Origin of the sequence: Rhodococcus sp. (in: high G+C Gram-positive bacteria) (assembly GCF_049591685.1) — a bacterium.
Lineage (GTDB): Bacteria > Actinomycetota > Actinomycetes > Mycobacteriales > Mycobacteriaceae > Rhodococcoides.
Genome location: NZ_JBAWFH010000204.1, coordinates 1 through 10,968, shown reverse-complemented (window position 1 = coordinate 10,968; position 10,968 = coordinate 1). Strand labels below are relative to the sequence as shown.

The window sequence follows — 10,968 nt, the reverse complement described above, 5'->3', positions numbered from 1 at the left end:
CGACGAAGCCACGCTGGCAGCTGCGCTGCAAGAGACCTCCGTTGTCGATGTTGCGGCAGGCGAGTTGCCGACCATCGTCGATCTTCTTGTTGTGACCGGGTTGTGTGAAAGCAAAAGCGCGGCCCGTCGCGCAGTGAAAGAGGGTGGTGCGTCGGTGAACAACCAGAAGGTCTCCGACGAGGAGTGGACGCCCTCCGCGGATGGACTCCTGCATGGACGGTGGTTGGTGGTTCGTCGCGGCAAAAAGAACGTGGCCGGCGCGCGCGTCATCCTCTAGCCGGCGCTCGATCCAAGTCTCATGCTGCGGGCCGTTCAGTTGTTGAACTCACACGCCGGTATCTCATCCGTTCAACCTTTGATCCGATTCACCGGGTTGACCGGTTCACGGCCCTCGAGGACCCTGATGACGTCCATGACCGCAGTTTTCGTCGCGTCTCGTACGGATTCGGTCGACAGGTACGCCACGTGTGGGGTCAGAACCGTTCGGGGGGCTTGCAGGAGAGGACTGTCCACGTGGATTGGCTCGTTCGGAAATACGTCGAGGGCCGCTCCCCTCAGCCGACCGTCGACGAGCGCTGCGGAGAGTGCGGCAGCATCGACCAGACCGCCGCGCGAAACATTGACCAGCATTGCCCCGGGAAGGAAACGCTGGAGAAGGGCTGCGTCGACAAGGTGGTGATTGGCGGCGTCGAGTCCAACGTGCAGGGACACAACGTGCGATGAGGAGACCAGTTCGTCGAGCGACATCGGCACCGCTCCCGCAGCGCGGGCGAGGTCTTCGCGGCCTGGACGAACGTGCGCGGCAATCTGGAACCCAATTGCCGCGGCCATCGTCGCCAGTTCGGTCCCGCTGCGCCCCAGACCGACGATTCCCAGACGCATGGCTTCTGGTCTGCGCAGCAGCGGCGCGAATTCTGTGGAGTCCCACAGCCCCTGTCTCACACGGTCATCGAACTCCCCGAGGCCACGCACCAGGTACAGGATCATGGACAGAGCGTGCACGGCAACATCGCGATAGTTGCTGTCCGGCGCGTTGGTGACCTGAACTCCCAGCGCGGTTGCCGAGTCGACGTCGACCGCATCGACACCGACACCCCCACGCGCCACTACCTTCAGGTTCCCGAGCGAGACGAGTACGCGACGGGTGATCGGCTCGGCGCCCATCGGGATCAGCGCATGGGCGTCGGCGCAAACTCGAATGAGCTCGTCCTCGTCGCGTACAGCTCCGAGGTGTTGGACGTGGGCGTCGGCGGCGGAAAGCAGTTCAGCTACCGATTCGTCTGTTGTGTTCGGGCACGGGCTGCCCAGCTGGTAGATCTTGTACACGAGCCTCCTGTGGTGGTCGGCGTCCAGGCTATGCCCGGGCCGTGGGTCCCGGCAATCGGATCCGTGGGTGTCTTTGAAGTGTGCGCTCGGGGGCGGCTCGAAGGGATGCCGTTTGGTTGCGCCGGAGTACCAGCGATTACGCGGCCCGGAGCAGTATGGCCTGGCCTTGGCCACCGCCGCCGCAGATCGCGGCAATGCCGAACTCGACATCCTGTCGCCGCATCTCCATCGACAGACTCATGATCATGCGGAATCCGGACGCCCCCAGAGGATGCCCGAGAGCGACAGCCCCTCCGTTGGGATTGACATGGTCGAGGTCCAGGTCGAGATTGCGGGCCGATGCCAGCACGACGCCGGCGAACGCCTCGTTGATCTCCCAGATTCCGATGTCGGTTATCGACATGCCGTTGCGCTCGAGCAGTTGCCGGGCAGCGTTCGCCGGCTTGAGGTGCAGCGACACATCAGGCCCAGCGATGGTTGCCCGGTCGACGATCTCGACGAGCGGGGCGATTCCGAGCGACCTCGCTCGGCCACTGGACATCATTACGCCGGCGGCGCCGGCGTCGGACATCTGCGATGCGTTGCCCGCGGTGATCGTGCCGTCGGATGTGAATGCCGCAGACAGTCGCGACAGTGCGGCCGTAGTGCTGGTCGGTCTGATTCCCTCGTCGGATTTCAAAACGTCTATGAGCGCGGTGATTTCATCGGCGAACCGGCCGGTGCTCGTGGCCCGGTCGGCTCGACGGTGACTTTCGGCGGCGAATTCGTCCTGCTCGGCTCGGCTGATGGTCAACTCACGGTTTGCTCGATCGGAAATTTCACCCATCCCCGAATCGCTGACGGCGCACCACAGCCCGTCTCGGACCAAGAGGTCGACCGATGCGGTGTCACCCACTTTCGGGGCCGATCGTTGACGGGTCCCGTGCATTGCTTGGCTCATGGATTCGAAACCGCCGACCAGGGCGCAGTCGGTGTCGCCTGCACGAATCAGCGATGCGGCCAGGCCGGTCGCCGTCATGGAAGCGAGGCAGACGTCGTTGATCGTTGTTCCCGGCACGGTGGTAGGTACGCCGCCTTTGATGGCGGCCACTCGCGCAGGGTTCTGGCCGCTGCCCGCTTGCACGACGTTTCCGAGGAAGGTGTGGTCTGGCACAACACTGCCCTGGAACGGGGCGAGAGCGCTTCGAACTGCGGCGCCGCCCAGTTCGAGTGCGCTCAGATGAGCGAGACCGCCGCCGAATTTTCCGACTGCGGTGCGAGCGGTCGAGACAAGTACCGGACGACGGTCGTCTGTCATTATTTCTCCTCGCGAGTCAGGCTCATCGTGTAGCAGACGGCCGTGCCTTCGAGTACGACTGTTCCATCTCCCCGGGTGACGGTGGTTTTCAGCTCGGTGATGGGTTTGTCGGATCGTGCCGAGATCACCTCAACGCGTCCGGTGATGGTGTCACCCGGTCGGACAGGCGCCTTGAAGGCCCAGTTGACGTTCAAGAACACCGTTCCGGGGCCGGGCAGCTCCTCGGCGACAACGGCGTTCAGAATCGCGCTCGTGATTCCGCCTTGCACGACTATCTCGCCGAATCGAGATGCCTCGGCGGCTGCTTCGTCGTAGTGCAACGGGTTGCGGTCGCCGCTGATCTCGGTGAACAGCTCGATGTCGCCCGCGCCGACGGTCCTGGTCAGCTCTGCAGTGTCTCCTACGGACAGTGTGCGGCGGGTATGGGTGGGTGAGGTACTCATGATGGTGCTCCTTCGGTGTTGTGAGTGCGAGCGCGAAGTGCCCACATTGCGATGGCTCCGATTGCGGGGCCGGGGGCGAGCAGTAGGAAGGCGAACTGCCAACCGACCAGTGCTGCCAGTACTGGTACGAATTGGATGGTGACCACTGTGAGTAGAAATCCGATGGCTGTTTGAGCGGTCAGTGCGGTGCCGATGAAGCGTGAGTCGGCGGTTTCGCTGAGAGTCGTGGAGAAGACGCCGGAGTCCGCGATGACCGAGGCGCCCCAGACGAACAAGAAAACAGCGAGCACCGGCGTAGAGACAGCGAAAAACAATGGTGAGATCAGGCAACAAGTCCCGCTTACCGCCAGGGCGGACACTGCAGCGACAGGACGTCCGAATCGGTCGGATGCCCACCCACCGACCAGACACCCGATGACCCCAGCGATTCCGATAGCACCGAAGGCGATCAGCCCTGTCGTGCCCGTGCCGTCCCCTCTCTGTTCGCGTCCGAAAAGCACGAACAGCGAGATCCAGGTCCAGAACGCGTAGAGCTCCCACATGTGGCCGAAGTACCCGAGATTTGCCAGCCGGGGGCCGCGTTCACGGAACATGATCAAGGCGTAGCGCGGATTAGGCGTGATCGGTCGGGTGTCCAGGAACGGGCCCGCCGCGATAGACGTCAGAGCGATGACTGCCGCGATGAGAGTCAACCCCGATGCAACACCCATGACCGCTCGCCACGGCAGCGGGCCGACACTGCCGATGAGATGGGGGAGTGCCGATCCCAGCGTCAGGGCACCGAGTAGAACCCCGAACGATTTACCGCGGTTCGACGAGTCGGACCACGACGCCATGAGCTTCATACCCACCGGGTAGATCCCGGCGAGAAAGAAACCGGTGAGAAAGCGCAACGGGATCGCGGTGGCAAGCCCGCTCACCTGCCAGGCCAGAATCGCTGTACATGCACCGGCCGCCAGGGCACTTGCAGCCAGGAGCCGCTCGGGTGCGATCCTGTCTGCCAGGTTCAGAACGGTGGAAGTGATTGCTCCGACGACGAACCCGATCTGGACGGATGCGGTGAGCCAGACAGCCGCAGACTCACCTATGTTCCATTCGACTCTCAGCGTGGGTACGACGGCGGTAGCCGAAAACCACACGCAGAGGCCGAGAACCTGTACGAGCGCGATCAGCGCACGTTGACGGTTCGATCCGACCGGGGTCGTCGTCGTGAGCATGGTGCTTCCTCGAATCCGTTTGCGCTTCTCAGTGCCCGTGGGTTGCAACGGGTGCGTTGGACCGTTCGGCCCTCGGCGAGTCCGGCGAAGTCGGCGAAGTCGGCGAATTCGGCATGCGTGAGGTGCCCGACGAGTCCGATGACTTGGTCAACCGGTTACCGCGGTGGGTTTCCGGTGAGAAGTAAGTTGCGACGATGGTGATCACACTGAGTCCGACCATGTAGAGGGCGACGGGCCACGGGCGGTTGTCCGCCAGTCCGAGGAGTAGAACGGCGAGCACCGGGGAAAGCCCTCCCGCGAGCAGCGACGCCACCTGATAGCCCAGTGATGCTCCGGTGTAACGTAATTCGGGCTCGAAGAGCTCGGACATGAACGCGGCCTGCGGTCCGTACATGAGGTCGTGGAACACGAGTCCGATGATGATCGAACCCCAGATGAGCAGTGAGCTCTTGGTGTCCATCAAGATGAAGAACGGGAACGCGAACAACGCAGAGAGAACTGCGCCGATCATGTAGATCCGTCGACGCCCGTATTCGTCCGACAGGCGTCCGGAGAGCAGGATCGTGAACATACTTACGCCCGATGCCAGCAAGACGCCGATCAACGCCGTGGATCGGGGAAGGTCCAGGACGGTCGTGACGTAGGTGAGCGCGAACACCGTGATGATGTAGAAGATTGCGTTCTGCGACATCTTGATTCCGACGGCCAGTAGCACTTGCCTCCACTGTGTGCGCAGGACTTCGACGATGGGGAATTTCGCAATGGCGCCGTCGTCTTTGGCTTTTTGGAAGTCGGGTGTTTCCTCCATCTTCAACCGAATTACCAGGCCGATGATGATGAGTGCGGACGAAGCCAGGAACCCGACTCTCCAGCCCCACGCCATGAACGCAGCATCGGACAGAGTGACGGTCAGGGTGATGAAGACTCCGTTGGCCAGAAGCAGCCCGGCCGGCACGCCGGCTTGCGGCCATGCGCCGAACAATCCACGCCGCGTGGGTGGCGCGTGTTCGACGGCCACGAGAACGGCTCCACCCCATTCACCACCGACGCCGAAGCCCTGAATGATACGAAGGACCAGAAGCAGGATGGGTGCCCATACTCCGACTGCGGTGAACGTGGGTAGGAAACCGATGAGCGTGGTAGCAACACCCATGATCATCAACGACATGACCAGCATTGCCTTGCGGCCGATCCGATCGCCGAAGTGGCCCATGATGATTCCGCCTAGCGGCCGTGCAATGAAGCCGGCCGAGTAGGTCAGCAACGCGAGCAGGGTGCCGGTGAGCGGGGAGTAGGAGGGAAAGAACAGTTGGGGGAAAACGAGTGCTGCGGCAGTACCGTAGAGGTAGAAGTCGTACCACTCGATGGTAGTTCCGATGAAGCTCCCCATCCGTGCACGTCGTTCTATCGACGTACGGTCGGCCGGAGATCCGATTGTGTTGGTGGACATGGCACTTCCGTTCTTCTCAGGCGAACGTTTCAGGCTTCGATCTCGAATTGCAAAGCTGGCTGATCGTTTGCTGCGGGCGCTAGCACAACCCGCTGTCCGACCCGCACGTCGCGGGGCTCGGATCCGACGATGTTGGTCATCAGGCGCGGTCCTTCGTCGAGTTCGACCAGCGACAGGATGTAGGGGCTTTCCGCTTTCCATGCGGGATGGCCGGGAATGCCGACGACAGTGAATGTCCATATCTTGCCGGTACCCTGGGCCTTCACCCAGTCGATGTCTTCCGACCAGCAGGTTCTGCACATCCGCGCCGGATAGTGCTGATAGGTGCGGCAGGTGCCGCACTGCTGGATCAACAACGTCCCATCCTCGGCAGCGGCCCAGTACGTTCGAGTCAATTCGGTGACCACCGGGCCAGGCTTCGGTGTCGTCATGGTAGGTGTCGTCATGGTCTGCGTCATGTGCTTGCTCCGGCGAGGACGAGCGCGACTTCCTCGCTCATGGTGGCGCCGTTGCCGGTGACCAGGGCCACTTCGGCACCTACTATCTGCCGGTCTCCCGCCTCCCGCCTCAGCTGGCGAACAGCTTCGGTGATGTGGGTCATGCCGCCAGCCAGATCTGCTTGGCCGCAGCCGAGTTGACCGCCCTGAGTGTTGACTGGCAACGTGCTTCGATGTGAGAAGTCGTGCTCGGCGACCCAACTCCCTCCCTCGCCTTTGGCACATACCCCGGCGTCCTCGGCGGTAATGGCAACTACGATGGAATAACAGTCGTAGATCGAAAGAAAGTCCAGATCCGAAGCTGTGATGCCGGCTGTGCGGTAGGCATGTTCGATGGCAGGGGCGAGCGGCGACGTCGTCAGGCGCGGGGCCTGGCTCAGCGCACGATGTGTCACTTTCTCACCTGCGCCCAGCAGATAGACGGGTGGATGGGGTGAAGCGCTCGCTCGATCGGCGGAGGTGACGACGAATGCTGCGCCGCCGCCGCAGGGCATGACCACCTCGAACAGATGCAGCGGTGACATCACCATCGGCGAGGATAGTACGTCGTCGACCGTCAACGGTTTTCCGTGGAAGACTGCGTCGGGGTTGAGCTGCGCGTTGGCCCGTTCCTTGACTGTTACCTGAGCGAGTTGTTCCGCCGTGGTGCCGAACTCGGCCATGTGTCGCTGCGCGATCATCGCGTAAGCTTGGTTCGCGCCGCTCGCGCCGTAGGGCACGTCGAACTCCCGGATCGGATTTCGGTTCGGCGAGCGCGGCACATTGAGCGGGTCCCGGGTGTTGCCGAGAACACACAACACTGTAGTGCACATGCCGGCTTCGATGGCAGCTGCAGCGCGCCAGAGCATTCCAGCTCCGGTAGCACCTCCGAGGTCGACGATATCGGCGAAGTCGGGTTGTAGGCCCAAATATTCGGCGACGGTCGCTGGTACATGTTGGGGAGTTTCACCGACGTGGGGGCCGCACATCACTCCGTCGATGTCCGACGGGGTCAACCCTGCGTCGAGGACCGCCAGACGCGCTGCCCGGGCGAGCATTTCGAGTGTCGTGATCCCAGACGTCGTGCGCTGCGGTGGTAGCTCGGCGATGCCGACGACCGCCACGCGTCCGTTTCGGGTCCTCACGCCAATCCTCGGATCGTGTCGAGGGACGAAGCGTCGTCGATGGACGAAGTGTCGCCGGAGCCGTTTCCGGTATAGACCGCCTTGATGACTCGGCGTAAAATTTTGCCGCTTCGGGTCTTGGGCAGCACACCCACGATGTGTACGTGCTTCGGGGTGAGCGGCTTTCCCAGTTGCAATGCCACTTCGGTTCGTATGGAGTCGGCGAGCGCGGCGTCCGATTCCGGGTCCGTGTCGTTGACACGGGCGAATACGACCAACGCCTCACCCTTGATGGCGTCGGGAACGCCGATTGCGGCCGATTCGATCACTCGAGGGTCCGCGTTGACGACGGACTCGACTTCGGCAGGTCCTAGACGCTTTCCGGCGATCTTGAGTGTGTCATCGCTGCGGCCGCGCACGAACCATACATTGTTCTCGTCGACTTCGACCCAGTCTCCGTGATACCAGACTCCTGGCCAGCGATCCCAGTAGGTCGAGAAATAGCGGTCCGGATTCCCCCAGAACGTCAACGGCATGCCGGGCGACGGCCGCCGGAGCGCGAGTTCACCGAGGCCCACCCCGAGTCCGACACCATCCGAATCGACGACGTCAGCGCCCATACCGGGCAACGGTCCGGCGAATCCGCAGGGGTGAATCGGTTCGGCCGTGGTGTTGGAGAGGATCGCCCCGGATACCTCGGTGCCGCCGCTGTAGTTGATGATCGGGATCTGTCGTCGACCTGCGATCGTGTACAGCCACTCGTAGGCGTCAGGGGTCCATGCTTCTCCGCTCGATGCGAGCACGCGAAGTTCTCCGGTCTCGATGTGCGTATCGTCCCTGCCCATCAGTGAGCGGACGAGGGTGGGGGAGATGCCCATCATCGTGACGCCCAGTTCGCGCACCATGTTCCAGATCCGGTCGGTGTCAGGCCAATCCGGTGTACCGGCATACAGGGCGACGGAACTACCTGCGATGAGCCCGCCGAAGATCACGATCGGGCTCATGATCCAGCCGGGGTCGGTGATCCAGGTCGACACGTCGCCTTCACCGACGTCGAAGCTGAAGGCCGCATCGCTGCCGGCTTTTACTGCGAATCCCGTGTGGCCGAGAACTACACCCTTGGGGGCGCCGGTCGTACCGGAGGTGAAGGCTATGAACAATGGGTGGTCGGTCGGTGTCAGCGCGGCGGCCAGTGCAGCGGCGGGTTGGCCGTTGCCCAGGTCCTCCCACGCGATTTCCCCGGGGAGCGTGGATCGATCCACACCGTCGATCAGCGACACCACGATGGTGGTGCGAAGAGTGTCGATTTGTCCGAGAGCCGAAATCAAGTCCTCACTGACCCGCACGTCTTTGCCGCGGCGGGTGAAACCATTCGAGAGAACATGAGCCTTTGCGCCCGCGATCTTCAACCGATCGACGACTGCAGAGGTGCCGAATCCGGAGAAGATGGGAACCGATATGGCCCCGATCTTTGCGCAGGCGAGTTGCGCAACGGCTGCCTCTCGCACCATCGGCAGTTGGATTCCGACAGTGTCGCCGAATTTGATTCCAGCGGAGAGGAACCCAGTGGCGACACGATCGACGTCGACAGCGAGTTCCCCGAATGTCCAACTGCCCGTGGTGCCGTCTTCCAGCTCCCACAGCAGCGCTGTCTGAGCTGATCTGCCGGCGCGAACCCATCGGTCGACGGCGTTGTCTGCCATGTTCAAGGCGCCGCCGATGAACCAGGACGTCCTGTGGGGTGTGTCGAGTTGGTCGAAGACGCGGGTCGGTGGAGTCTGCCAGTCCAGCTTCAGCCAGTCTGCGACGGCTCCCCAAAACCATGCCGGATCTGCGAAAGCTTTTACGCGAAGGTCGGTCAGATCGGTGCAACCGACGGTCGATGCGAAGTCCAGGATGCGGCTCCGTTCGAGCTCTTCAGGACCGGGATTCCAGAGCAAGGATTCGGCCTCGGTCACCGATGTAGTGGCGGTCATATGACTCCTCGTTCGACGTAACAGGTCAGGTATGTCGGCCTGAGGAGACGGTACGAGTGATGGGCGCCACACTTCGCTATCCGTTTCCGCGATCTTTCCCGCCGAACTCTGCGGTTTCCGCAAACGCGGCGTGAGGCCGCCTCAATGTGTCGAAGCCGTGTAGACGCGTATCGACAACAAGTTTGTAGAAAATCGAGCCGGACCGTGGCGTATGGCGTCATGCATGTACTGCGTTATCAGCAAAGTGAGTCGTCGAAACGGCCCGCGATACCTCGGTTGCAGTGCACTATGAGGTACGCGGAGCCGAACGGAGGAAGCACGTGAACGTTGACGTCGGCATCGATGGGCCGGAGCTCGACATCACCACGGTGGAATTGGTCGAGTATTTGAAGGCTCGCTCGGAGGAGATAGGTCTCATGCTCGCGCGCCGCTACCGCGAAGAGATCGTCGAGTATCGATCGCTTCCGGAAGGCTTCATCGAACAGGATGTAGCAGTTGTCGCGCGACGCAATTTCGAGGACGTACTCTCGGGCTTGTCGCCGGCCGATCCCACATTCGAGGTGCACCTGCAGTCCTTCCGCGATAGCGCCGTCAGACGGTTCCAGCAGGGTGTGCCGATTCATGCGCTGTTACAGGCGTATCGATTGTGGGGGCATACGGTGTGGGAGCAGGTAGTGGATGCACCCACGACCAAAAGTCATCCCGCCGCGGCGCTGGTGATTGCGGGACGAATCATGAAGCATGTCGACCTCGTGTCGACAACGGTTGCGCAGGCATATTTACAAAAGGCTTCCGGGATGATTCACGACCGTGAACTGGTTCGCCGCGACCTGGTCGAGGCGTTGGTGACAGGAAACGCTTCCGAGCGCGTCGACAACTACGCGCCCCTGTTCAAGTTGGACCTCGTTGCCCGATACTTCGTTATTCTGTTGCGACACAACGCCGGAGTCGACGGCTCCGCGATAGCGCTGCGGACCCAACTAGATCAGGTGGACCGATACGTCACCGCTGCCGTACCCGGCCACTCGATCGTCTGCATTCGAGGTGACGAGATCGTCGCCGTGTGTCCGGTGCTGGGCGAGTTTCCGGAAGGACAGCGTCCCATCATGGACGGGCTCGCGGCGCGGGCACCGGGGTTCACGGTGGGTGTGGGCCGTACGTACGACTTGCTCGCCTCGGCCACTCGTTCCTACGTCGACGCACAAGACGCCATCCTTTCGGCGATGGCGACCCCGGTCGGACAGGGTCGACGCCGCGCGTACCTGTTCACGGACGCTTTGCTGGACCACGTGGTTCGATCGAGCCAGTACAACAAAGACCTGAGCCAGGAGGCGTTGGATCCCCTGCGTAGATACGACGAAGCGCATCGATCCGAGCTTATCCCTACACTCAGAGCGTATATAGACTCCGGTTTCAGTTTGGCTCAGTCGGCGCAGAATCAACGGATTCAACCCAACACAGTCAAGTATCGACTGCAACGAATTCATTCGTTGACAGGGCACGACCCGCTCGATCCGCACGACATTCTCTTGTTCGGTCTCGCATTGCTGTGTCGGTGAACGCGATGCGCGACATATGCTATTGCTTCGCAATCGGATTCGAATTCCGCCGAAACCGACCCATCGCCCGTCCTGCACGGCGTCATGGCGATTATGTACC

Annotated in this window: 10 protein-coding genes; 2 read left to right on the top strand and 8 right to left on the bottom strand. The window is 62.1% G+C overall.

What is annotated here, in order from left to right; translation table 11 throughout:
- A partial coding sequence (locus WBQ44_RS08775; RefSeq protein WP_495566321.1) for a S4 domain-containing protein occupies positions 1–277 on the top strand: 277 nt, incomplete at its 5' end.
- Positions 278–348: 71 nt separating this feature from the next.
- Here the strand turns inward: WBQ44_RS08775 and WBQ44_RS08770 are convergent.
- The 8 genes from WBQ44_RS08770 to WBQ44_RS08735 all read right to left on the bottom strand — a co-directional run bounded on the left by WBQ44_RS08770 (position 349) and on the right by WBQ44_RS08735 (position 9,309).
- Entirely contained in the window at positions 349–1,326 is a 978-nt protein-coding gene (locus WBQ44_RS08770; RefSeq protein ID WP_495566320.1) for a C-terminal binding protein, read from the bottom strand.
- A gap of 136 nt (positions 1,327–1,462) precedes the next feature.
- Positions 1,463–2,623 carry an acetyl-CoA C-acyltransferase gene (locus WBQ44_RS08765; RefSeq protein WP_495566319.1) on the bottom strand — a complete coding sequence of 387 codons (1,161 nt, stop codon included), beginning with the start codon at positions 2,621–2,623 and terminating at the stop codon, positions 1,463–1,465.
- A complete protein-coding gene (locus tag WBQ44_RS08760) occupies positions 2,623–3,066 on the bottom strand; it encodes a MaoC family dehydratase (protein WP_495566318.1) in 444 nt (147 codons plus the stop codon). The genes WBQ44_RS08765 and WBQ44_RS08760 overlap by 1 nt, the downstream gene beginning before the upstream one ends.
- Positions 3,063–4,283, bottom strand: a complete 1,221-nt coding sequence (locus WBQ44_RS08755) for an MFS transporter (RefSeq protein ID WP_495566317.1) — start codon at positions 4,281–4,283, stop codon at positions 3,063–3,065. The genes WBQ44_RS08760 and WBQ44_RS08755 overlap by 4 nt, the downstream gene beginning before the upstream one ends.
- A gap of 28 nt (positions 4,284–4,311) precedes the next feature.
- Entirely contained in the window at positions 4,312–5,733 is a 1,422-nt protein-coding gene (locus tag WBQ44_RS08750) for an MFS transporter (protein WP_495566316.1), read from the bottom strand.
- A gap of 29 nt (positions 5,734–5,762) precedes the next feature.
- The gene (locus tag WBQ44_RS08745; protein ID WP_495566315.1) at positions 5,763–6,140 is read right to left on the bottom strand and encodes a Zn-ribbon domain-containing OB-fold protein; all 378 of its coding nucleotides are present in this window, start codon (positions 6,138–6,140) and stop codon (positions 5,763–5,765) included.
- Between the two features lie 47 nt (positions 6,141–6,187).
- Positions 6,188–7,354 carry a thiolase family protein gene (locus tag WBQ44_RS08740; RefSeq protein WP_495566314.1) on the bottom strand — a complete coding sequence of 389 codons (1,167 nt, stop codon included), beginning with the start codon at positions 7,352–7,354 and terminating at the stop codon, positions 6,188–6,190.
- The gene (locus WBQ44_RS08735; protein WP_495566313.1) at positions 7,351–9,309 is read right to left on the bottom strand and encodes an AMP-binding protein; all 1,959 of its coding nucleotides are present in this window, start codon (positions 9,307–9,309) and stop codon (positions 7,351–7,353) included. The genes WBQ44_RS08740 and WBQ44_RS08735 overlap by 4 nt, the downstream gene beginning before the upstream one ends.
- A 320-nt stretch (positions 9,310–9,629) precedes the next feature.
- Here WBQ44_RS08735 and WBQ44_RS08730 point away from each other — a divergent pair, with 320 nt between their 5' ends.
- On the top strand, positions 9,630–10,868 hold the full coding sequence (locus WBQ44_RS08730) for a PucR family transcriptional regulator (RefSeq protein WP_495566312.1): 1,239 nt from the start codon (positions 9,630–9,632) through the stop codon (positions 10,866–10,868).
- The last annotated feature ends 100 nt before the right edge of the window (positions 10,869–10,968 follow it).

What these genes read in the sequence shown, in the direction of transcription:
- WBQ44_RS08765 (WP_495566319.1), bottom strand. Translation starts at nt 2,623, where the DNA reads ATGACAGACGACCGTCGTCCGGTACTTGTCTCGACCGCTCGCACCGCA.
- WBQ44_RS08760 (WP_495566318.1), bottom strand. Translation starts at nt 3,066, where the DNA reads ATGAGTACCTCACCCACCCATACCCGCCGCACACTGTCCGTAGGAGAC.
- WBQ44_RS08755 (WP_495566317.1), bottom strand. Translation starts at nt 4,283, where the DNA reads ATGCTCACGACGACGACCCCGGTCGGATCGAACCGTCAACGTGCGCTG.
- WBQ44_RS08750 (WP_495566316.1), bottom strand. Translation starts at nt 5,733, where the DNA reads ATGTCCACCAACACAATCGGATCTCCGGCCGACCGTACGTCGATAGAA.
- WBQ44_RS08735 (WP_495566313.1), bottom strand. Translation starts at nt 9,309, where the DNA reads ATGACCGCCACTACATCGGTGACCGAGGCCGAATCCTTGCTCTGGAAT.